This window comes from Paraburkholderia ferrariae NBRC 106233 (assembly GCF_000685035.1).
GTDB classification, from domain to species: domain Bacteria; phylum Pseudomonadota; class Gammaproteobacteria; order Burkholderiales; family Burkholderiaceae; genus Paraburkholderia; species Paraburkholderia ferrariae.
Map to the genome: position 1 here is coordinate 1 of NZ_BAYB01000035.1, position 21,287 is coordinate 21,287.

16 protein-coding genes are annotated in these 21,287 nt (G+C 65.9%); 14 read left to right on the forward strand and 2 right to left on the reverse strand.

Annotated features, from left to right (window positions below; translation table 11 throughout):
* Nucleotides 1–117 precede the first annotated feature (117 nt).
* Nucleotides 118–1,311, reverse strand: a complete 1,194-nt coding sequence (locus BFE01S_RS29725) for a M20 aminoacylase family protein (RefSeq protein WP_028228630.1) — start codon at nt 1,309–1,311, stop codon at nt 118–120.
* A 169-nt stretch (nt 1,312–1,480) separates the two neighbouring features.
* Between BFE01S_RS29725 and BFE01S_RS29730 the strand changes: the two genes are divergently transcribed.
* The gene (locus tag BFE01S_RS29730; RefSeq protein ID WP_028228631.1) at nt 1,481–3,559 is read left to right on the forward strand and encodes a molybdopterin-containing oxidoreductase family protein; all 2,079 of its coding nucleotides are present in this window, start codon (nt 1,481–1,483) and stop codon (nt 3,557–3,559) included.
* A 190-nt stretch (nt 3,560–3,749) separates the two neighbouring features.
* Entirely contained in the window at nt 3,750–5,423 is a 1,674-nt protein-coding gene (locus tag BFE01S_RS29735; RefSeq protein WP_028228632.1) for a long-chain fatty acid--CoA ligase, read from the forward strand.
* 157 nt (nt 5,424–5,580) lie between these two features.
* Here the strand turns inward: BFE01S_RS29735 and BFE01S_RS29740 are convergent, their stop codons facing one another.
* Nucleotides 5,581–6,756, reverse strand: a complete 1,176-nt coding sequence (locus BFE01S_RS29740; protein ID WP_028228633.1) for a porin — start codon at nt 6,754–6,756, stop codon at nt 5,581–5,583.
* 291 nt (nt 6,757–7,047) lie between these two features.
* Between BFE01S_RS29740 and coq7 the strand changes: the two genes are divergently transcribed.
* From coq7 to murC, 12 genes are all read left to right on the forward strand, one after another.
* On the forward strand, nt 7,048–7,770 hold the full coding sequence (gene coq7 / locus BFE01S_RS29745; protein WP_028228634.1) for a 2-polyprenyl-3-methyl-6-methoxy-1,4-benzoquinone monooxygenase: 723 nt from the start codon (nt 7,048–7,050) through the stop codon (nt 7,768–7,770).
* 390 nt (nt 7,771–8,160) lie between these two features.
* Nucleotides 8,161–8,589 (forward strand): division/cell wall cluster transcriptional repressor MraZ, encoded by a 429-nt coding sequence (gene mraZ, locus BFE01S_RS29750; RefSeq protein ID WP_028214080.1) that lies wholly within the window; start codon nt 8,161–8,163, stop codon nt 8,587–8,589.
* A 17-nt stretch (nt 8,590–8,606) separates the two neighbouring features.
* A complete protein-coding gene (gene rsmH, locus BFE01S_RS29755; protein WP_156967205.1) occupies nt 8,607–9,563 on the forward strand; it encodes a 16S rRNA (cytosine(1402)-N(4))-methyltransferase RsmH in 957 nt (318 codons plus the stop codon).
* Complete coding sequence (ftsL, locus tag BFE01S_RS29760; protein WP_028228636.1) at nt 9,560–9,916, forward strand: cell division protein FtsL; 357 nt, start codon at nt 9,560–9,562, stop codon at nt 9,914–9,916. The genes rsmH and ftsL overlap by 4 nt, the downstream gene beginning before the upstream one ends.
* Entirely contained in the window at nt 9,913–11,802 is a 1,890-nt protein-coding gene (locus BFE01S_RS29765; protein WP_028228637.1) for a peptidoglycan D,D-transpeptidase FtsI family protein, read from the forward strand. Before ftsL ends, BFE01S_RS29765 begins: the two co-directional genes overlap by 4 nt.
* Nucleotides 11,799–13,346, forward strand: a complete 1,548-nt coding sequence (locus tag BFE01S_RS29770) for a UDP-N-acetylmuramoyl-L-alanyl-D-glutamate--2,6-diaminopimelate ligase (protein ID WP_028228638.1) — start codon at nt 11,799–11,801, stop codon at nt 13,344–13,346. The genes BFE01S_RS29765 and BFE01S_RS29770 overlap by 4 nt, the downstream gene beginning before the upstream one ends.
* Complete coding sequence (locus BFE01S_RS29775; RefSeq protein WP_028228639.1) at nt 13,343–14,755, forward strand: UDP-N-acetylmuramoyl-tripeptide--D-alanyl-D-alanine ligase; 1,413 nt, start codon at nt 13,343–13,345, stop codon at nt 14,753–14,755. Before BFE01S_RS29770 ends, BFE01S_RS29775 begins: the two co-directional genes overlap by 4 nt.
* Before the next feature lie 20 nt (nt 14,756–14,775).
* Nucleotides 14,776–15,945, forward strand: a complete 1,170-nt coding sequence (mraY, locus tag BFE01S_RS29780; protein WP_028228640.1) for a phospho-N-acetylmuramoyl-pentapeptide-transferase — start codon at nt 14,776–14,778, stop codon at nt 15,943–15,945.
* Between the two features lie 70 nt (nt 15,946–16,015).
* On the forward strand, nt 16,016–17,530 hold the full coding sequence (gene murD, locus BFE01S_RS29785) for a UDP-N-acetylmuramoyl-L-alanine--D-glutamate ligase (RefSeq protein WP_028228641.1): 1,515 nt from the start codon (nt 16,016–16,018) through the stop codon (nt 17,528–17,530).
* Nucleotides 17,527–18,792 (forward strand): putative lipid II flippase FtsW, encoded by a 1,266-nt coding sequence (ftsW, locus tag BFE01S_RS29790; RefSeq protein WP_028228642.1) that lies wholly within the window; start codon nt 17,527–17,529, stop codon nt 18,790–18,792. The genes murD and ftsW overlap by 4 nt, the downstream gene beginning before the upstream one ends.
* Complete coding sequence (gene murG / locus BFE01S_RS29795; protein ID WP_028228643.1) at nt 18,789–19,892, forward strand: undecaprenyldiphospho-muramoylpentapeptide beta-N-acetylglucosaminyltransferase; 1,104 nt, start codon at nt 18,789–18,791, stop codon at nt 19,890–19,892. The genes ftsW and murG overlap by 4 nt, the downstream gene beginning before the upstream one ends.
* Nucleotides 19,889–21,283 carry a UDP-N-acetylmuramate--L-alanine ligase gene (gene murC / locus BFE01S_RS29800; protein ID WP_028228644.1) on the forward strand — a complete coding sequence of 465 codons (1,395 nt, stop codon included), beginning with the start codon at nt 19,889–19,891 and terminating at the stop codon, nt 21,281–21,283. The genes murG and murC overlap by 4 nt, the downstream gene beginning before the upstream one ends.
* The last annotated feature ends 4 nt before the right edge of the window (nt 21,284–21,287 follow it).

Consider the following 21,287-nt stretch of genomic DNA (forward strand, 5'->3'; position numbering starts at 1 on the left):
TCCCTGTGAGAGACGAGGCTTCGGCGTTGGTGCGAACAGGGGCGTCGCAGAGGCGCAGCGCAGAACAAAAAGCCGTCCCGAGGGACGGCTTCTATTCAGTAAAGCAAACTTCTCCGCCTACTTCTTGGCAAGAAATTTCGTCGCCAGGTGCACCCAATACGACGAGCCGACCGGCAACAGTTGATCGTTGAAGTCGTAGCTCGCGTTGTGCAGCATGCACGGGCCGGCCCCGTGGCCCGATTCCCGGTGGCCACCATCACCGTTGCCGAGGAATGCGTAGCAACCGGGCTTCTCGAGCAGCATGAACGAGAAGTCTTCGGCACCCATCGTCGGCTCGACCTTCGCGTCCACGCGATCTTCCCCCACCACCTCGCGCATCACTTCCGCCGCAAATTGCGTCTCCGCGCCGCTGTTCACCGTTGGCGGATAGTTGCGAAGGAACGTCACTTCGACCGAGCAGTCGTAAGCCTCCGCCGTGCTTTCCGCGATCTTGCGCAGACGCGATTCGATCAGATCGAGCGTTTCCGTCGTGAACGTGCGAACGGTTCCTGCAATCCAGGCCTCGTTCGGCACCACATTCACCGCGTCTCCGGCATGGATCTGTGTAATCGATAGCACTGCCGTGTCGAGCGGCTTCTTGTTGCGCGTGATGATGCCCTGCAGGCCGTTCGCGATCTGCACGGCCGTGAATACCGGGTCGCGTCCGTTGTGCGGCAGCGCGGCATGCGATCCGACACCCTTGATGTTGATGTGGAATTCATTGCTCGACGCCATGATCGGCCCTTCGGTCACACCGAAGAACCCCGCCGGCATGCCGGGCCAGTTATGGATGCCGAACACGGCGTCCACGGGAAAGCGCTCGAACAGGCCATCCTTGATCATGGCCTTGGCACCGGCGCCGCCTTCCTCGGCGGGCTGAAAAATGAACACGATGGTTCCGTCGAACTGGCCGTGCTTTGCCAGATACTGCGCGGCGCCGAGCAGCATTGCCGTATGGCCGTCGTGGCCGCACGCGTGCATTTTGCCGTCGTTGCGGGAGCGGTGTTCGAAAGTATTGAGTTCCTGAATGGGCAGCGCATCCATATCGGCGCGCAGGCCGATCGATTTCGGGCCGTTGCCGCGCTTTAGCATGCCGACAACGCCCGTTTTTCCCAGCCCACGATGCACTTCGATACCCCATTCGGCAAGTTTCTGGGCAACGAGATCGGCGGTATGGGTTTCTTCGTAGCGTAGTTCGGGATGAGCGTGGATCGTTCGTCGAAGGGTCTGGATTTCGCCCTGGGCGGACTGGATTTCCGGAATCAGTTTCATGGCGAGCTTTGTGTGACAGGTGTGCAGCCGGGAATGAGCCGGCTCTGGACGAACCATTCTACGCCCAACCTTTTTTTTCGCGCCAACTGTCGGGATGGGCTGTCAGGGCTCGTGCAGAGACAGACTAAAATTGCGGTTACGAACCCACGCTTCACCCGATGGATTGCCGATGAACGCCCCAGCCGAATTTGCCCGTGCGGTCTGCCCCCACGATTGCCCCGATACCTGCGCGATGCGCGTGACCGTCGAGAACGGCCGCGCGATCAAGGTCACGGGCGACCCCGATCACCCTCCCACCCAGGGCGTGCTCTGCACGAAGGTGAGCCGTTATGCGGAGCGGGTCCATCATCCGAAGCGTCTGACGCAGCCGATGAAGCGCGTCGGCCGCAAGGGCGAGGGGCGTTTCGAGCCGATCAGCTGGGAGGAGGCGTGCGAGATCGCAGCCGCTCGCCTTGGCGAAATCTCCCAGCGTGCGCCCGAAGCGATCGTGCCTTATAGCTATGCGGGCACCATGGGGCTCGTGCAGGGCGACAGCATCGCCCAGCGCTTTTTCCACAAGCTCGGCGCCTCGCGTCTGGATCGCACCATCTGTGCCGCCGCAGGCGCGGCCGGGCTGCGCTACACGTACGGCGCAGCGCTCGGCATGCACACGGAGTTCTTTGCCGAAAGCGAAGTGATCCTGATCTGGGGCGCCAATCCGATTGCTTCGAACCTGCACTTCTGGACACGCGCCCAGGAAGCCAAGCGCCAAGGCGCCACGTTGATCGCCATCGATCCGTACCGTTCGCTGACCGCCGAAAAGTGCCACCAGCACATCGCGCTGAAGCCCGGCACCGACGGTGCGCTCGCGCTGGGCATGATGCACGTCCTGATCGTGGAAGACCGGCTCGACCACGACTATATCGCCGCGCACACGCATGGCTACGAAGCTCTCAAGGCGCGCGCACTCACCTACACGCCGGCGCATGTCGCGCAGATCTGCGGGATCGACGAGCAGGCGATCGTCGACCTCGCGCGCCTCTATGGCTCCACCCGCAAGGCGGCGATCCGCATGAACTACGGCCTGCAGCGCGTGCGCGGCGGCGGCAACGCCGTGCGTGCGATTGCCTGCCTGCCCGCGCTCACGGGTGCGTGGCGCGAACGCGCGGGCGGCGTATTGCTCTCGTCGTCGGGCTGGGCACCCACGGATGCCGAGGCGCTCCAGCGCCCCGACCTGATGCCGGGGTGGCCGAAGCAGTTGCCGCGCACGATCAACATGAACCAGATCGGCGATGCGCTGACGCACGCGGGCGACGCGGCGTTCGGGCCGAAGGTGGAGGCGATCGTCGTCTACAACTCGAATCCGGTGGCGGTCGCGCCCGATTCGGGCAAGGTCGCCGCGGGTTTCGCACGCGAGGACCTCTTTACCATCGTGCTGGAGCAGTTCCAGACCGATAGCGCCGATTACGCCGATCTGCTGCTGCCCGCAACGACGCAGCTCGAGCATCTCGACGTCCACAAGTCGTATGGACACACGCACGTGATGGCGAACCTGCCCGCAATCGCGCCGGTGGGCGAGGCGCGTCCGAATACCGAAATCTTCCGCATGATCGCGCGCAAGATGGGCCTGACCGAGCCAGCGCTCTTCGAAAGCGACGACGAGGTCGCGGCCCAGGCCTTCCGCTGGGACGATCCGGCATTGGCCGGCACCGACTGGGAGACCCTGAAATCCAGCGGCTGGGTGAAGCTCAAGATTGCCGACGCGCCGTTCGCAAACGGCGGCTTTCGCACGCCGTCGGGCAAGTGCGAGTTCCACAGCAACGTGCTGGAGCGCGCCGGGCTCGACCCGTTGCCAGACTATCTGCCGCCGTACGAGTCGGCCGACGGCGCCCCCGAACTCGCGGCCCGCTATCCGCTTGCGATGATTTCGCCGCCCGCGCGCAACTTCCTGAACAGCACCTTCGTCAATGTCGAAAGCCTGCGTGCGACCGAAGGCGAACCGCACGTGGACCTGAATCCTGCCGACGCCGCCCCCCGCGGCATCGAGGACGGCGACAAGGTCCGCATCTTCAACGACCGCGGCACGATGCACGCGCGCGCCCGCGTAAGCGAACGGGCCCGCGAAGGTCTCGTGGTCGGGCTGTCGATCTGGTGGAAAAAGCTGGCCCCCGATGGCCGCAACGCCAACGAGGTCACGAGCCAGGCGCTGACCGACCTGGGCGGATCGGCCACCTTCTACGACTGCCTGGTCGAAGTCGAACGCGCCTGATGGTTTCCCCGAGCGCCCGGCGCCGCGCCGGCGGCTGCACCCGTTTGCGCCTGCGTGCGCCTGCAACGGCGTGTCGCCGGCGTTCGAAGGGCTTCTCTAACTTGCTGATTCACCGGATTAAAGCACCGGGCGTCATGCTACGATCCAAGTTTTAGCACGATCATTCGAAAATTGACGGAGGAGACGCCGCATGGAAAAAATCTGGCTGAAATCGTATCCCCCCGGCGTTCCAGCGGAAATCGACCCGGGGCGCTACGCGTCCATCACGGCGCTGCTCGAAGAGAGTTTCAGCGCCTACCGGACGAAGCCTGCTTTCGCATGCATGGGCAAGTCGATCACCTATGGCGAGCTCGACGATCTTTCGCGTCGTCTGGCGGCCTGGTTTCAGTCGCGCGGCATTGCGCGCGGCGCGCGCATCGCCATCATGATGCCGAACGTGCTGCAATACCCGGTCGCGCTTGCGGCGATCCTGCGCGCAGGCTACGTGGTCGTGAACGTGAACCCGCTTTACACGCCGCGCGAACTCGAACATCAGCTCAAGGACAGCGGCGCGGAAGCGATCGTCATCCTTGAGAATTTCGCTGCGACGCTCGATGCGGTGATCGCGAACACGGGCATGAAGCACGTCGTGGTCGCGTCGATGGGCGACCTGCTGGGCGTGAAGGGCTGCATCGTCAATTTCGTCGTGCGGCGCGTGAAGAAGATGGTGCCCGCGTGGACGCTGCCTGGCCACGTGCGCTTTAGCGATGCGCTGTCTGCCGGCGCGCGCGCGAGCTTCAAGCCCGTCGAGCAGAAGCCGGAAGATATTGCGTTCCTCCAGTACACGGGGGGCACCACGGGTGTCTCGAAAGGCGCGACGCTCCTGCATCGCAACCTCATCGCCAACGTGCTGCAGTCGGCCGCCTGGAGCGAGCCGGCGCTTTCGAAGCTGCCGGCCGGCATGCAGCCGGTCACGGTTGCGGCGCTCCCGCTCTATCACGTGTTTGCGCTGACCGTCTGCGGGCTGCTCACGATCCGCACGGGCGGCCTCGCGATCCTGATTCCGAATCCGCGCGATATCGCGGGCATGATCAAGGAACTCGAAGGCTACGCGATCACGACGTTCCCGGCGGTCAACACGCTGTACAACGCGATCCTGAATCATCCGGATTTCGGCAAGCTCGACTTCTCGAAGCTGCTCGTGGCCAACGGCGGCGGCATGGCGGTGCAGGAGGCGGTGGCGAACCGCTGGTTCGAAAAGACCCAGACGCCTGTCGTCGAGGGTTATGGCCTGTCCGAAACGTCGCCCTGCGTCACTTGCAACCCGACCACGGCCACGGAATACACGGGAACGATCGGCCTGCCGCTGCCCTCGACCGAAATCTCGATCCGCGACGACGGGGGCAACGAACTGCCGGTGGGCGAGCCCGGCGAGATCTGCATCCGCGGCCCGCAGGTAATGGCCGGCTACTGGCAGCGCCCCGAAGAGACCGCCAAGGTCATGACGGCCGACGGCTACTTCAAGTCGGGCGACGTGGGCGTGATGAACACGCGTGGCTACATCAAGCTCGTCGATCGCAAGAAGGACATGATTCTCGTCTCAGGCTTCAACGTGTACCCGAACGAGGTCGAAGACGTGGTGGCGAAGCTGCCGGGGGTGTTCGAGGTGGCGGCCGTGGGCGTGCCCGACCCGCATTCCGGCGAAGCGGTGAAGCTCTTCATCGTGAAGAGGGATCCGGCGTTGACCGACAAGGACGTCTTCGAATTCTGCAAGACGCAGCTTACGGGGTACAAGCGTCCGAAGATCATCGAATTCCGCACCGATCTGCCGAAGACCAATGTCGGCAAGATCCTGCGGCGCGAGTTGCGCGACGGCCGCGCCTGAGCGGCCCAAAGCCGTGGCGACCTGCAGCGACCATACGTGTGAAGTGTGAAGTCAGAGCCTGTCCCGATGGGGCAGGCTTTTTTTTGCGCGCGTGATTCCGTGCCGCAAAGAAAAAAGGCGCCCGAAGGCGCCTTTGAGACTGAAGCGGCTGTTCTTCTTAGAACTTGTGGCGGATACCGATACGTGCCGTGAACACGTTGTCGTTGCTCGATGCCGAGAGGCCGTTGATCGCGGCGACAGCCGGATCGTTGAGCGAGTTCGTACCCGAAGCGTGCTGGTACACGCCGACCAGGTAGACGTCGGTGCGCTTGGACAGGAAGTAGTCCGTGCCGAGCGAGTACTGGTAGTACTTCGAACCGTCGTTGCTCGTGCCGTTCTTGAGCGCGACGCTGTTGCCGTCCGTGTAGTCGAACGCGAAGCCAGCCAGCAGGGCCGGCGTGAACTGGTACTTGAAGTTCGCTTCGACGTTGTTGAACGTGGCGTTTTCGCCCTGACGATAGATCGTCGCGCCGTTTGCGCCCAGGTCGCGGAAGCTGACGTTCGAGTACGTCAAGCCGAACGTCGCTGCGCCAAACGTGTACGCGCCGCCTGCGCCGATCACCTGGTAGGTGTTGGCGTTCACGAAGCCCGAGTAAACCGGCGTCGTGACAGCCGATGCCGTCGAGCTCGAGGTGTTGTTGCCGAACAGGCCGCCGGTGTTCGACGGCGTGCGTGCGTTCAGGTAACCGACACCGAGGGTCAGCGGACCGTTGCTGTAGCCCGCGCCCAACGACCAGATCTGGTTCTGCGTGAAGTTGCCAGCCGTGCCGCCGAAGCTGTACGTGCCGCCGAACGTCAGGCCTGCGTAGTTCGCGCTCGTGTACTTGATCGTGTTGTTGGTGCGGTACGCGTTGTTGAAGTTGTCCAGGTCGCCCGGGTGAGCGGCGATGTAGCCACCCCACTGGTCGCCCACTTCCAGCGGACCGACGTAGTCGACGACGGAGTCGTACTGGCGACCCAGCGTGACCGAGCCGTATTGCGAGCTCGACAGGCCGACGTAGGCTTGACGGCCGAACATCAGGCCGCCCTGGCCGAGCTTGCCGGTGTTCACGTCGAAACCGTTTTCGAGCACGAAGACCGCCTTCAGGCCGCCGCCCAGGTCTTCAGCGCCGCGCAGGCCCCAACGGCTGCCTTGCAGCACGCCGCTCGACAGGTTGTACAGGTGCTTGCCACCCGAGTTCGTGTTGATGTTGAAACCTTCGTCGATGATGCCGTAAAGCGTGACGCTGCTCTGCGCGTGAGCAGCACCCGCGAACGCGCCCAGCGCAGCGAGCGCGAGAAGCGACTTCTTCATTGATGGATCTCCAGTGTTTGCGAATCTTGTGCGTCTTATAAACGGAGCCGATTTATTGTCTGACGTTGGCTCCGCCAGCTAACTTCGCGAGAAGTTGCTCGTAATGTAACAAAACGGTTAATCGTGACAAAGGGAAAGCCTGGCGCCGCTAAGTACCTGTTTCGTTTACACAACATGGTCTAGAATATGCGCCTATCTATCGGCGCTGCCCCTTATTGACGGCAGCCCATTTGTTCCTGTAGTGCGGAAGACGGCTGCGCCTTGCGCCCGGGCACCGGAAAGGGAGGTTGGATGACGCTTGACGAGTTGATTACCGAATTCGATCGGGGCCTGCGCTCGATAACGGGCGTGTCGCGCATGACGCGGCCGATGCCTCAGCCGGCCGCGCAGCCCGAAGCCACGGCTCCGGCTCTCGCTGCCGAGGGCGTGGAATCGGCCGGGTCCGCTGGGTCTGGGTCCGCCGGGCCCGGGGAGTCTGCGCCGGGCGCGGCAGGCGAACTCACGCCGGCCGAACGCGCGCACGCCGCCGGCCTGATGCGCGTGAATCACGTCGGCGAGGTGTGCGCCCAGGCGCTGTATCAGGCGCAAAAGCTCGCTACGCGCTCGCCCACGCTCAAAGCGGCGTTCACCCAGGCGGCGCTCGAGGAAGAGGACCATCTGGCCTGGACCGCGCGCCGTCTCCAGGCGCTCGACTCGCGCCCGAGCCTGCTCAATCCGCTCTGGTATGCCGGCGCGATGACGATCGGCCTCCTGGCGGGCCGGTTCGGCGACAAGGTGAGCCTCGGCTTCATGGCCGAGACGGAGCGCCAGGTCGAACATCATCTGGACGGCCACCTCGAAAGCCTGCCGGCCGCCGATCTGGAGTCGCGTGCCGTGGTCGAGCAGATGCGCATCGACGAGATCGCGCACGCCAGGTCGGCGACGGACGCCGGCGGTATCGAACTGCCGCTACCCGTGCGTTCGCTCATGCGTGCGGTATCCAAAGTGATGACCCGTACGGCCTACTATATTTAACCGCTCGAGCGGGACGGCGCGGCTCGCCGTCCCGCTATTGCTTTCGTTGATTTAGCGCTTCACCCGACCCGCTTTAATCCCCCCGGAATCCCACCGCCCCCGCGTTTTTCGCCAAGCTTTTCACGTATCACCTTCACAACCCGCGTTAGCTCATTCATTCATAACGGTTTTTGGCTTTTCGTCTGACTTGAGGAAGTGCCGCTAAGTCCTTGTTCTAACGGATAAATTTCGTCAAGAAATGGCCTCTCTCCCTTGACCCTCGTGGGGCGTTCCTCTAAAGTGGGAGACAGTGTGAGAAAGTGTTTTTTTGTGTGATTCCGGGCGCGCATTCGGGTAAATTCATTTGAATTGGGGCGGGCGGCGAACGACGCCGCGTGAGGGGGAGCAAAAGTGTTCCAGGGGGCGTCGGCGCTAACACTCGATGCGAAAGGACGGATGTCGATTCCGTCGCGCTATCGGGACGCGCTGCAACAACAGGCAGAAGGACGGGTGACGATCACCAAGCACCCGGACGGCTGCCTGTTGCTATTTCCGCGCCCCGAATGGGAAGTGTTCCGTGCGAAGGTCGCCGCCTTGCCGATGGATGCGCACTGGTGGCGCCGCATCTTTCTCGGCAATGCGTCCGACGTCGATGTCGACAGCGCGGGCCGCGTGCTCGTCTCCCCTGAATTGCGTCTGGCGGCAGGAATGGAAAAGGAAGTCATGCTGCTTGGCATGGGTAGTCATTTTGAGTTGTGGGATGCACAGACCTACGCCGCCAAGGAACAGGCGGCGATGGCGCAGGGCATGCCCGACGCCTTGAAGAATTTCACGTTCTGATCGCGGGTGAACGAGCTATGGCATCTGCGATGGGACAAGGCAGTTTGCAGCATCGCACGGTGCTGCTCGATGAAGCGGTCGATGCGCTCGTCACGCGCGCGGACGGCGTCTATGTGGACGGCACGTTCGGGCGCGGCGGCCACAGTCGCGCGGTGCTCGGCCGGCTTTCCGAAGCCGGCCGGCTGATCGCGTTCGACAAGGATCCGCAGGCGATCGCCACGGCCGCGACCATCGAGGATCCGCGTTTCGCGATCGTGCATGAGAGTTTTGCTTCGCTGCGCGAGGCGCTTGCGTCGCGCGGAGCAGGGCGTGTGTCGGGGGTGTTGCTGGACCTTGGCGTGTCGTCGCCGCAATTCGACGACCCGCAGCGCGGCTTCAGTTTTCGCGCGAATGGCCCGCTCGACATGCGGATGGACCCGACGCGCGGCGAGTCTGCTGCCGACTGGCTGGCGCGGGCCACGTTGCAGGAACTGACGGAGGTGATTCGAGATTATGGGGAAGAACGGTTTGCTTTTCAGATTGCAAAGGCGCTTGTTGCTCGCCGGGCAGAGTCCGACCGTCTCGGGCCTCTCGACAGCACGGGCGAGCTTGCCCAAATCGTGGCTAACGTCGTCAAGACCCGTGAGAAGGGTAAGGATCCGGCAACCCGCACCTTTCAGGCTATACGGATTCACGTCAATCAAGAGCTTGCGGAGCTGCAAGTCGTACTAGAGGCGGCGCTCGCGTCGCTTGAGCAGGGGGGGCGGCTGGTGGTGATCAGCTTTCATTCGCTCGAAGACCGGATCGTCAAGCGGTTCCTGCAGGCGCACGCCAGTGCGCCCGCGGTGGATCGCCGCCTGCCGATCCGCGCCGTCGATCTGCCCAGCCCGCCGCTCAAGCTGCTCGGCCGCGTGTTCGCGAGCGACGAGGAAGTCGCCGCGAATCCGCGTGCCCGCTCCGCCGTGATGCGCATTGCGGAGCGCATCACGCCATGAATCGCCTGAACATCTTCCTGCTGATCGTCGTGATGGGCTGTGCGTTGTCGGTCGTCAACGCCACCAACCAGCAGCGGCAGATTTTCATCCAGTTGCAGCGCGCGCAGGCCGAAGAGCGCCAGCTGCAGCAGGACTACGACCAGCTTCAATATCAGCAGAGCGCGCTGTCGCGAACGGCGCGCGTCGAACAGATCGCAACCGATTCGCTCAAGATGCAGCCCGTCACGACCGGACGCACGCAATACCTGACGCTCGCGCCCGGCGCCGCCACCGCCACGGACGCGCCGGTGCCCACGTCGGCGCCGGCTTCCTCCCCGGCCGCTGTCACCGGCCGTCGCGGAGGCGTGCGATGAAAAAGGGCAACAGCCGCAAGAGCGTCGCCTTTTCGTCGAATCCGATCCTCTCCGTGCGCCTGCCGATGTGGCGCTCGAAGCTCGTCGTGTTCATGCTGTTCATGGCGTTCGTCGCGCTTGCCGCGCGCGCGTTCTGGATTCAGGGCCCGGGCAACGCCTTCTATCAGAAGCAGGGCGAAAGCCGCTATCAGCGCACGCTCGAACTGCCGGCCACGCGCGGCAAGATTCTCGACCGCAACGGGCTCGTGCTCGCCACGAGCCTGCCCGTGCGCGCCATCTGGGCGATTCCCGAAGACGTGCCCGACGACCTCGGCGCCGACAAGCTCACGCAGCTCGGCCAGCTTCTCGGCATGTCCACGACCGATCTGCGCAAGAAGCTCTCCGAAGACAAGACCTTCGTCTACGTGAAGCGCCAGGTGCCGCTCGACGTGGCCAGCAAGGTGGCGGATCTCGATATTCCGGGCATTTATCAGCGCAACGAATACAAGCGTTTCTACCCCGAAGGCGAGGTGACCGCTCACCTGATCGGCTTCACCAACGTCGAGGACGAAGGCCAGGAAGGCGTCGAACTGAGCGACGAGAAGATTCTCGAGGGCGTGCCGGGCATCCGTCACGTCATCAAGGACCGCATGGGCCACGTCGTCGAGGACGTGGACGAGCAGGTCGTGCCGCACGACGGCCAGGACGTGAGGCTCTCGATCGACAGCAAGATCCAGTACATCGCCTATTCGAACCTGAAGGCGGCCGTCGAGAAGTTCAAGGCAAAGGCCGGCGCGGCGATGGTGGTGGACGTGCGCACGGGCGAAGTGCTCGCGCTCGTCAACTATCCGACCTACAACCCGAATGACCGCTCGCACCTTACGGGCGAGCAGTTGCGCAACCGTATCCTCACCGACGTGTTCGAGCCGGGCTCGATCATGAAGCCGTTCACGGTGTCGCTCGCACTCGATCTGCACCGGGTCTCGCCGACTACCCTGGTGGATACGGGCTCGGGCCACTTCACGCTGGACGGCGCGACCATCACCGACGATTCGGCGTTCGGCGTGCTCACGGTGGGCGGCGTGATCCAGAAGTCGAGCAACATCGGCGCGACCAAGATCGCGATGACGCTCAAGCCCGAGGAAATGTGGGACATGTACACCAGCATCGGACTCGGTCAGGCGCCGAAGGTCGGGTTCCCCGGCGCGGCGGCGGGCCGCCTGCGTCCGTGGAAGAGCTGGCGCCGCATCGAGCAGGCGACGATGTCCTACGGCTACGGCCTCTCGGTTTCGCTGTTCCAGCTTGCGCGCGCGTACACGGCGATCGCCCACGACGGCCAGATCCTGCCGGTGACGATCTTCCGCCACCCAGGCGACGATCAGCCCGTTACCGGCACCCAGGTGTTCTCGCCCACCACGGCGCGCGAGGTGCGCACGATGCTCGAAAGCGTCGTGTCCACCCAGGGCACGTCGCCCGAAGCGGCCGTTCCCGGCTACCGCGTGGGCGGCAAGTCGGGTACGGCGTACAAGCACGAAAGCCACGGCTACGACAAATCGAAGTACCGCGCCTCGTTCGTCGGCATGGCGCCGATGCCGAATCCGCGCATCGTCGTGGCCGTCTCGATCGACGAACCGACCGCCGGCAGCCACTTCGGCGGCGCGGTGTCGGGCCCGGTATTCTCGGCCATCGTCGGCGACACCCTGCGCACGCTCAACGTGCCGCCCGACATGCCGGTCAAGCAGCTCGTCGTCTCCGACGACAGCGCGCAGGCCGCTGCGTCCAGTGGCGCCTCGGGCGCCGCGGCCGCGCCGCTCAAGCACGCCTCGGCTTCGTCGAAGCCGGCGGTCGCCGCGCGCCGCATGACCGTCGCCGATAACGCCAATAATCGACCCGGAGTTGTCCGATGAGCGCCACGCGCACCCAGCATCCCGCGCACCGGCAGATCGCGGACGCGCTCGCGTGGCTGCGCACGCACGCGGCGGCCACGGCCAACCTGCATGCGGACACGCGCTCGCTTCAGGCGGGCGACGTGTTCCTCGCCTATGCCGTCGAAGGTGCCGATAACCGCCCGCACATCGAGAACGCCGTCGAGCGCGGCGCGGCCGCCGTGCTGTATCAGCCGGAAGGTTTCGCGGGCCAGCCGGACGCGTCGATGTCGCTTGCGGTGCCGCAGCTCGACGTGCTGGCGGGCGAGATCGCGAGCGGCTGGTACGGCGACCCGAGCGACGCGATGCTCGTGGTCGGCGTGACCGGCACGAACGGCAAGACCTCGTGCAGCCAATGGGTGGCGTCGGCCCTTGGCGCCCTCGGCCAGAAGTGCGCGATCGTCGGCACGCTCGGCAGCGGCTTTCCGGGCGCGCTCGTGCATACGGGCTTCACTACGCCCGACGCGCCGCAACTGCAGCGCAGTCTCGCACGGCTGCGCGGCGAAGGGGCGCAGGCCGTGGCGATGGAAGTGTCCTCGCATGCGCTGCACCAGGGCCGCGTGAACGGCACCTCGTTCGACATCGCGATCTTCACGAATCTCACGCAGGACCATCTGGACTATCACCGCACGTTCGAAGCCTACGAGGCCGCGAAGGCGCGTCTTTTCGCATGGCGCGGTCTGCGCGCCGCGGTGATCAATGCCGACGATGCCGCCGGCCGGCGCTTCCTCGCTGCCACGCGCGGCCATGCGCGCACGATTGCTTACGGGGTCGAAACGCCCGCCGCCGATGCGCCGGTCGCGCACGCGTGGCTGCGCGCGTCGAACGTACGGGCGACGGCCACGGGTACGGCGTTTCACCTCGCCACGTCCGACTGGGGCGACGCCGAAATCGAGGTGCAGACGCTCGGCCTCTTCAACGTGAGCAACCTGCTCGGCGTGCTGGGCGCGCTGCTGGCCGCGAACGTGCCGCTCGTCGCGGCGCTGAACGAACTGGCGAAGCTGCAGCCGGTGAACGGCCGCATGGAGCGGCTGGGCGGCCGCGTCGATCATGACGAGCCGCTCGTCGTGATCGATTACGCGCACACGCCCGATGCGCTCGAAAAGACGCTCGAAGCGCTGCGCCCGATGGCGGCGGCGCGCGGCGGCGAACTCATCTGCATGTTCGGCTGCGGCGGCGACCGCGACGCCACGAAGCGTCCGCTGATGGGCGCGATTGCCGAACGCCTCGCCGACCAGGTGGTCGTGACGAGCGACAACCCGCGCAGCGAAGCGCCCGCGGCCATCATCGAGCAGATCGCGGGCGGCATGCAGGAGCCTGCCAGGTCGCGCCGCATCGAGGACCGCGCGAGCGCGATCCTGCAGGCGGTGCGCGGCGCGGCGAAGGAAGACGTCGTCGTGCTGGCCGGCAAGGGGCACGAGGCGACTCAGGAAATCATGGGCAAGAAGCGCGCGTTCTCCGATCAGGACCACGCGCGGCTTGCACTCGCCGCCCGTACGACTCACGGGCGCGGAGGCGGTGAATGACGATGCTTTCCCTGCGCGAAGCGGCAACGTTGATTCCGGGCGCAAGCGTGCTCGGCGACGAAGAGGCCACGTTCGCGCGTATTTCGACCGACAGCCGCACGGCCGGCCCCGGCGATCTGTTCGTCGCACTCAAGGGCGACCGCTTCGATGCGCACGACTTCCTCCCCGACGTGGCGGGGCGCCACGTGAGCGCGGTGCTGGTTTCGCGCAGCCCCGGCGACTGGCGCATTCCGGCGCTGCGCGTGGACGACACGCGCACGGCGCTCGGCGCGCTTGCGCTCGGCTGGCGGCGGCGCTTCACGCTGCCGCTCGTCACCGTGACGGGCAGCAACGGCAAGACGACGGTCAAGGAAATGATCGCTTCGATCTTCGCGGTCGCAGTTGGCGAAGCAAACCGGCTGGCCACGGCCGGCAACCTCAATAACGACATCGGCGTGCCGTTAACGCTGCTGCGTTTGTCCGGCGCGCATCGCCTCGCGGTCGTCGAACTCGGGATGAACCATCCCGGCGAGACGGCGCTGCTCGCGAAGTTTGCCGAGCCGACCGTTGCGGTGGTCAACAACGCGCAGCGCGAGCACCAGGAGTTCATGGCGACGGTGGAAGCCGTCGCGCTCGAACATGCCAGCGCGATCCACGCCCTGAAGCCCGAAGGTGTCGCGGTGTTTCCCGCCGACGACGCGTACGCGGGCATCTGGCGCGTGGCCGCCACCGGTTCGCAGATTCTCGATTTCGCGCTGCATACGGCAGAGCGCGGCGTCGATGCCGCAGTGACGGGGAAGCTCGCGGGCAATCGCCTTGCGATTGCCGCGCCGCAGGGGCATCTCGAAGTCGAACTGCAGGTGCTGGGCGCGCATAACGCGCACAACGCGCTTGCGGCGACGGCGGCGGCGCTTGCAGCGGGCGTGTCGCTCGATGCGATCCGCCGCGGGCTCGAAGCGTTCTTGCCGGTGAAGGGCCGTTTGCAGGTGAAGCATGCCGCGCTCGGGGAACTTGCGGGCGCGACGGTGATCGACGACACCTACAACGCGAACCCCGATTCGGTGCGCGCGGCGATCGACGTGCTCGCGGCGCAGAACGCGCCGCGCGTGCTCGTGCTGGGCGACATGGGCGAAGTCGGCGACGAAGGCCCCGCGTTCCACCGCGAGGTGGGCGCGTATGCGAAGGAGCGCGGCATCGACGCGCTCTACACGCTGGGCAACGCCGCGCGCGACACGTCGGCGGCATTCGGCGCGAACGCGCTGCATGCGGCGAGCGTGGGCGAACTGGTGAACGCATTGGCGCAGGCCGGCTACGGCGGCCGCGCAACGATACTCGTGAAAGGCTCGCGCTTCATGCAGATGGAGCGCGTGGTGGCAGCCCTGACGAATCCGCACAACCCTGCGCCGGACGCTGCGTCCGGCGCGCACTGAAATACGAAGGAATACAAGGCATGCTACTGGCGCTGGCGCAATGGCTGCAGAATGACGCAAGCTTCTTGCGCGTGTTCAGTTATCTGACCTTCCGCGCGGTGATGGCGACCATCACCGCGATGGGGTTCGGGCTCATGCTGGGCCCGTGGGTCATTCGCAAGCTGACCGCGATGAAGGTCGGCCAGGCCGTGCGTACGGACGGCCCGCAAACGCACCTCGTGAAATCGGGCACGCCGACCATGGGCGGCGTGCTGATCCTGTTGGGCATCGCCGTTTCGACGCTGCTCTGGGGCGATCTCACGAACCGCTTCATCTGGATCGTGATGCTGGTGACGTTCGGCTTCGGCCTGATCGGCTGGGTGGACGACTATCGCAAGGTGGTCCACAAGGACCCGCGCGGGATGTCCTCGCGCGAGAAGTACTTCTGGCAGTCGGTGATCGGCCTCTTCGCCGCCGTGTATCTCGCCTTCAGCGTTTCGGAAGCGAGCAACGTGCGCGTGTTCGATCTCTTCATGGCATGGGTGCGGAGCGGTCTCTCGATGGGCCTGCCTGCGCGTGCCGACCTGCTGCTGCCGTTCCTCAAGTCGATCAGCTATCCGCTCGGCGTGTGGGGCTTCATCGCACTCACGTACTTCGTGATCGTGGGCGCGAGCAACGCGGTGAACCTCACCGACGGCCTCGACGGGCTCGTCATCATGCCCGTGGTGCTGGTGGGCGCCTCGCTCGGCGTGTTCGCCTACGTGATGGGCAGCTCGGTCTATTCGAAGTACCTGCTTTTCCCGCACATTCCCGGCGCGGGCGAACTGCTCATCTTCTGCTCGGCCATGGGCGGGGCAGGGCTCGCGTTCCTCTGGTTCAACACGTATCCGGCCCAGGTGTTCATGGGCGACGTGGGGGCGCTGGCGCTCGGCGGCGCGCTCGGCACGATCGCCGTGATCGTGCGCCAGGAAATCGTGCTGTTCATCATGGGCGGCATTTTCGTCGCGGAAACGTTCTCCGTGATGCTGCAGGTCACGTGGTTCAAGTACACCAGGAAGCGGTACGGCGAGGGCCGGCGCATCTTCAAGATGGCGCCGCTGCACCACCACTTCGAGCTGTCGGGCTGGAAGGAGACGCAGGTGGTCGTGCGTTTCTGGATCATCACGCTGATGCTGTGCCTGTTCGGCCTGTCCACGCTCAAGCTGCGTTGAAGTTGCCGGTCGCGCAGTCTGCGTAGTCGAACCGGCGGGTTACACCAGTCATAAAAAGGGAAAGCAAGCGATGTTTGGCGAGAAGTTTCGGGATCGGCAAAAGCCGATGGTGCTCGTGCTGGGGCTCGGTGAATCGGGCCTCGCGATGGCGCGCTGGTGCGCGCGGCACGGGTGCCGCCTGCGTATCGCCGACACGCGCGAGACGCCGCCCGGTTTGCCCGAACTCGCTGCGCACGGCGTCGATGGCGATTTCGTGGGCGGCCCGTTCTCGACGGCGCTGCTCGACGGCGTCGAACTCGTCGCCATCAGCCCGGGCCTTTCGCCGCTGGCCGCCGACCTCGTGCCGCTGATCGCGGCCGCGCGCGAGCGCGGCATCGACGTGTGGGGCGAACTCGAACTCTTCGCGCAGGCGCTCCGGCATCTCGGCGAGAGCGGCTACGCGCCCAAGGTGCTCGCCATTACCGGTACGAACGGCAAGACCACCACGACGAGCCTGACGGGTCTCCTCTGCGAACGCGCAGGCAAGCGCGTGGCCGTGGCCGGCAACATCAGCCCGGCGATGCTCGACAAGCTCGCCGAAGCCATCGACAACACCGCGCTGCCCGACGTGTGGGTGCTCGAACTGTCGAGCTTCCAGCTCGAAACGTCGCACACGTTTGCTCCCGACGCTGCGGCGATCCTGAACATCACGCAAGACCATCTGGACTGGCACGGCGGCCTCGACGCCTACGCCGCCGCGAAGGGCCGCATCTTCGGTGCGCAGACCACGCGCGTGCTCAACCGCGACGACGCCCGCGTGATGTCGCTGGCGGCCGACGCCGGGAACGCCGCACGCATGGTGACGTTCGGCCTCGACGAGCCGCAGCATCCCGGCGACTACGGCATCCTGCGCGAGAGCGGCATGCTCTGGCTCGTGGAAGCGCACGACAAGGACGCGGCCGACGAGCCGGTTTCCCCGCGCCGCCGCAAGCAGCGCGAAGCCGCGCCCGTGAACCTGGGCCTGAAGCGCCTGATGCCGGCGGACGCCCTGCGTATCCGCGGCCTGCACAACGCGGCGAACGCGCTGGCGGCCTTCGCGCTCGCCCGCGCGATCGATCTCGCCGCTGCGCCGCTTTTGCACGGCCTGCGCGAATATCGCGGCGAGCCGCATCGCGTGGAGCTGATCGCTTCGATCGAAGGCATCGATTACGTCGACGACAGCAAGGGCACGAACGTGGGCGCCACGGTCGCCGCGCTCGACGGCCTCGCGCAGCGCGCCGTGCTGATCGCCGGCGGTGACGGCAAGGGCCAGGACTTCGCACCGCTCGCCGCACCTGTCGAGCGCTGGTGCCGCGCCGTGATGCTGATTGGCCGCGACGCGCCCCTAATCCGCGCCGCGCTCGAAACGACGGGCATCGCGCTCGCCGATCATCCGACACTCGAAGCCGCGACGCGCGCGGCGACGGCGCTCGCCGAACCCGGCGACGTCGTGCTGCTTTCGCCGGCGTGCGCGAGCTTCGACATGTTCAAGGGCTACGCCCATCGCGCCGCCGTGTTTCGCGACACGGTCGAGGAAATCGCCGCAGAACGGGGGACGATGATATGAGCTGGTCCGAACGGTTCGGTGCGCGTCTGTCGCGCGAGGGCAATGGCGGTGGGGCGGCCGGCGGCGCACGCCCGGGCGCGAGCGGCCTGGCGAGCGTTGTCAACGGCGTGCGCCCGGCGCGCTCGCGCATGCTCGACTACGACCACTCGCTGTTGTGGGCCGTGATCGCGCTGCTGGGCCTGGGCGTGGTGATGGTGTATTCGGCGTCCATCGCGATGCCCGATTCGAAGAAGTACGCCTCGTACCACGACTACGCGTTCCTCGTTCGCCATATCGCTTCGCTCGTGGTCGCCGCGATCGCAGCCGTGGTGGCGTTTCGAATCCCGATCTCGACGTGGGACCGCTACGCACCGAAGTTCTTCCTGATCGCGCTCGCGATGCTCGTAGTCGTGCTGATTCCGCACATCGGCAAGGGCGTGAACGGTGCGCGCCGCTGGATTCCGCTCGGCATCACGAACATGCAGCCTTCGGAAATCATGAAGCTCGCCGTGACGATCTACGCGGCGAACTACACGGTGCGCAAGCAGGAGTACATGCACAGCTTCGCGAAGGGCTTCCTGCCGATGGCGTTCGCCGTGGGCGTGGTGGGCGCGCTGCTGCTGCTCGAGCCCGACATGGGTGCGTTCATGGTGATCGCCGCGATCGCGATGGGCGTGCTGTTCCTCGGCGGCGTGAACGGCAAGCTGTTCGGCGGCCTCGTGGCGACGGCGGTGGGCACCTTCACGATGCTCGTGTGGCTCTCGCCGTGGCGGCGCGAGCGGATTTTCGCGTACCTCGATCCGTGGGACGACCGCTATGCGCAGGGCAAGGCCTATCAGCTCACGCACTCGCTGATCGCCTTCGGCCGCGGCGAGTGGTTCGGCGTGGGCCTCGGCGGCAGCGTCGAAAAGCTCAACTATCTGCCCGAAGCGCACACCGACTTCATTCTCGCCGTGATCGGCGAAGAACTCGGCTTCGTCGGCGTGCTGATCGTGATCCTGCTGTTCTACTGGATCGTGCGCCGCTCGTTCGAAATCGGCCGCCAGGCGCTCGCGCTCGACCGCACGTTCGCGGGCCTCGTCGCGAAGGGCATCGGCGTGTGGTTCGGCGCGCAGGCCTTCATCAACATGGGCGTGAACCTCGGCCTGCTGCCCACCAAGGGCCTCACGTTGCCGCTCGTGAGCTACGGCGGCTCGGGCATTGTGCTCAACTGCGTCGCCGTGGCGCTCCTGTTGCGCGTGGACTATGAGAACCGGGTCTTGATGCGCGGAGGGAAGGTATGAGCGCAGCACCGCGCACGCTGATGGTGATGGCCGGCGGCACCGGGGGGCACGTGTTCCCGGGGCTCGCGGTCGCGCATCGCATGCAGGCGTGGGGCTGGCGCGTGGTGTGGCTCGGCAATCCCGCAGGCATGGAAGCGACGCTCGTGCCGAAGCACGGCATCCCGATGGAATACGTGCGCTTTGGCGGCGTGCGCGGCAAGGGCCTCAAGACGAAGCTGATGCTCCCGCTGAATCTGCTGCGCGCCTTCACGCAAAGCCGCGCGGCGCTCGCGCGCGTGCAGCCCGATGTGGTGCTCGGCATGGGCGGCTACATCACGTTCCCGGCGGGCGTGATGAGCGCGCTCTCGGGGCGCCCGCTCGTGCTGCACGAGCAGAACTCGATTGCGGGCCTCGCGAACAAGGTGCTCGCAAAGCTCGCGAAGCGCGTGCTCGTGGCGTTCCCGGGGGCGCTCCCGCATGGCGAGTGGACCGGCAATCCGGTGCGCGAAGAACTCGAGCACGTGGACGATCCGCAGGCGCGCTACGCGGCGCGCACCGGTGCGCTGCGCTTGCTCGTCGTGGGCGGCAGCCTCGGTGCGGCGGCGCTCAACGAGGTCGTGCCGCGCGCGCTCGCGCTCATCGAACCGGGCGAGCGCCCGCGGGTCGTGCATCAGGCGGGCGCGAAGCACATCGACGCCTTGAAGGCCCACTATCTCGAAGCCGGACTCGAACCCGGCGACGCGGTGCAACTCGTGCCGTTCATCGACGACATGGCGAGCGCGTACCACGAAGCGGACCTCGTCATCTGCCGCTCGGGCGCGATGACGGTGGCCGAGATCGCGGCGGTGGGCGTGGCGGCATGCTTCGTGCCGTTCCCGTTCGCCGTGGACGACCATCAGACCACCAACGCTGCGTTTCTCGCCGACAAGGGCGCCGCGCAGGTGGTGCAACAACGCGACCTGACGGCGGAAGGACTCGCCGACTGGCTGCGGCAACAAACCAGAGAAACGCTGGCGGAAATGGCCGGGCGCGCCCGCGCGCTCGCGAAACCCGACGCCGCCGACGAAGTCGCGAGCATTTGCGCGGCCGTGGCGGGCGCTAGTGCGGGAGGAAAGCAATGAAACACATCGTCAAACATATCCATTTCGTCGGCATCGGCGGCGCGGGCATGAGCGGCATCGCCGAAGTGCTCGTCAACCTGGGCTATCAGGTGAGCGGCTCGGACCTCGCGAAGAACGCGGTCACGGAGCGGCTTGCCGCGCTCGGCGCACGCGTCGCGATCGGGCACGACGCCCAGAACATCGAAGGCGCGAACGCCGTGGTCGTCTCCACGGCCGTGCGCAGCGACAACCCCGAAGTGCTCGCGGCGCGTCATCGCCGCATTCCCATCGTGCCGCGCGCCGTGATGCTCGCGGAACTGATGCGCCTGAAGCAGGGCATCGCGATTGCCGGCACGCACGGCAAAACCACCACCACCTCGCTCGTGGCGAGCGTGCTGGCGGCGGGCGGGCTCGACCCGACCTTCGTGATCGGCGGGCGCCTCATCAGCGCAGGCGCGAACGCGCGCCTCGGCACGGGCGACTTCATCGTGGCGGAAGCTGACGAGTCGGACGCCTCGTTCCTCAATCTCTTCCCGGTGATCGAAGTCATCACGAACATCGACGCCGATCACATGGACACCTACGGGCACGACTTCGCGCGCCTGAAGCAGGCGTTCATCGAATTCACGCACCGTCTGCCGTTCTACGGCATCGCGGTGCTGTGCGTGGACGACCCGAACGTGAAGGAGATCCTGCCGTTCGTCTCGAAGCCGATCATCCGCTACGGCTTCGCGCCCGATGCGCAGGTGCGCGCGGTGAACGTGGTCGCGCGCGAAGGCAAGATGTATTTCACGGTGATGCGCGAGGACGCGCCGGCGCTCGATATCGTGCTGAACCTGCCGGGCACGCACAACGTGCAGAATGCGCTGGCCGCGATCGCGATTGCGACCGAACTGGAAGTGAAGGATGCCGACATCCAGCGCGCGCTCGCGGAATTCAACGGCGTGGGCCGCCGCTTTCAGCGCTACGGTGAAATTCCGGTCAACGGCGGCGGCGCCTACACGTTGATCGACGACTATGGCCACCACCCGGTGGAGATGGCCGCCACCGTGGCCGCGGCGCGCGGCGCGTTCCCGGACCGCCGCCTCGTGCTGGCGTTCCAGCCGCACCGCTATACGCGCACGCGCGACTGCTTCGAAGATTTCGTGAAAGTGCTGTCCACGGTCGACGCGCTCGTGCTGACCGATGTCTACGCTGCCGGCGAAGCGCCGATCGTCGCCGCCGACGGCCGCGCGCTCGCGCGGGCGATCCGCGTGGCGGGCAAGGTCGAGCCGGTGTTCGTCGAAACGGCGGACGAGGTGCCGGACGCGCTGGCCGCCGTGGTCCGCGACGGCGACGTGGTGATTACGATGGGCGCGGGTTCGATCGGCGGGGTGCCGGGCCGGATCGCAGCGCAGGAACAGAAGGTGTGAGCGA

Coding starts and splice junctions, on each gene's coding strand:
- coq7 (WP_028228634.1), top strand. CDS start 7,048: ATGACGCTTGACGAGTTGATTACCGAATTCGATCGGGGCCTGCGCTCG.
- murD (WP_028228641.1), top strand. CDS start 16,016: ATGTTTGGCGAGAAGTTTCGGGATCGGCAAAAGCCGATGGTGCTCGTG.
- BFE01S_RS29735 (WP_028228632.1), top strand. CDS start 3,750: ATGGAAAAAATCTGGCTGAAATCGTATCCCCCCGGCGTTCCAGCGGAA.
- BFE01S_RS29765 (WP_028228637.1), top strand. CDS start 9,913: ATGAAAAAGGGCAACAGCCGCAAGAGCGTCGCCTTTTCGTCGAATCCG.
- BFE01S_RS29775 (WP_028228639.1), top strand. CDS start 13,343: ATGACGATGCTTTCCCTGCGCGAAGCGGCAACGTTGATTCCGGGCGCA.
- murG (WP_028228643.1), top strand. CDS start 18,789: ATGAGCGCAGCACCGCGCACGCTGATGGTGATGGCCGGCGGCACCGGG.
- murC (WP_028228644.1), top strand. CDS start 19,889: ATGAAACACATCGTCAAACATATCCATTTCGTCGGCATCGGCGGCGCG.
- rsmH (WP_156967205.1), top strand. CDS start 8,607: ATGGCATCTGCGATGGGACAAGGCAGTTTGCAGCATCGCACGGTGCTG.
- BFE01S_RS29725 (WP_028228630.1), bottom strand. CDS start 1,311: ATGAAACTGATTCCGGAAATCCAGTCCGCCCAGGGCGAAATCCAGACC.
- BFE01S_RS29770 (WP_028228638.1), top strand. CDS start 11,799: ATGAGCGCCACGCGCACCCAGCATCCCGCGCACCGGCAGATCGCGGAC.
- ftsL (WP_028228636.1), top strand. CDS start 9,560: ATGAATCGCCTGAACATCTTCCTGCTGATCGTCGTGATGGGCTGTGCG.
- BFE01S_RS29740 (WP_028228633.1), bottom strand. CDS start 6,756: ATGAAGAAGTCGCTTCTCGCGCTCGCTGCGCTGGGCGCGTTCGCGGGT.
- mraY (WP_028228640.1), top strand. CDS start 14,776: ATGCTACTGGCGCTGGCGCAATGGCTGCAGAATGACGCAAGCTTCTTG.
- ftsW (WP_028228642.1), top strand. CDS start 17,527: ATGAGCTGGTCCGAACGGTTCGGTGCGCGTCTGTCGCGCGAGGGCAAT.
- BFE01S_RS29730 (WP_028228631.1), top strand. CDS start 1,481: ATGAACGCCCCAGCCGAATTTGCCCGTGCGGTCTGCCCCCACGATTGC.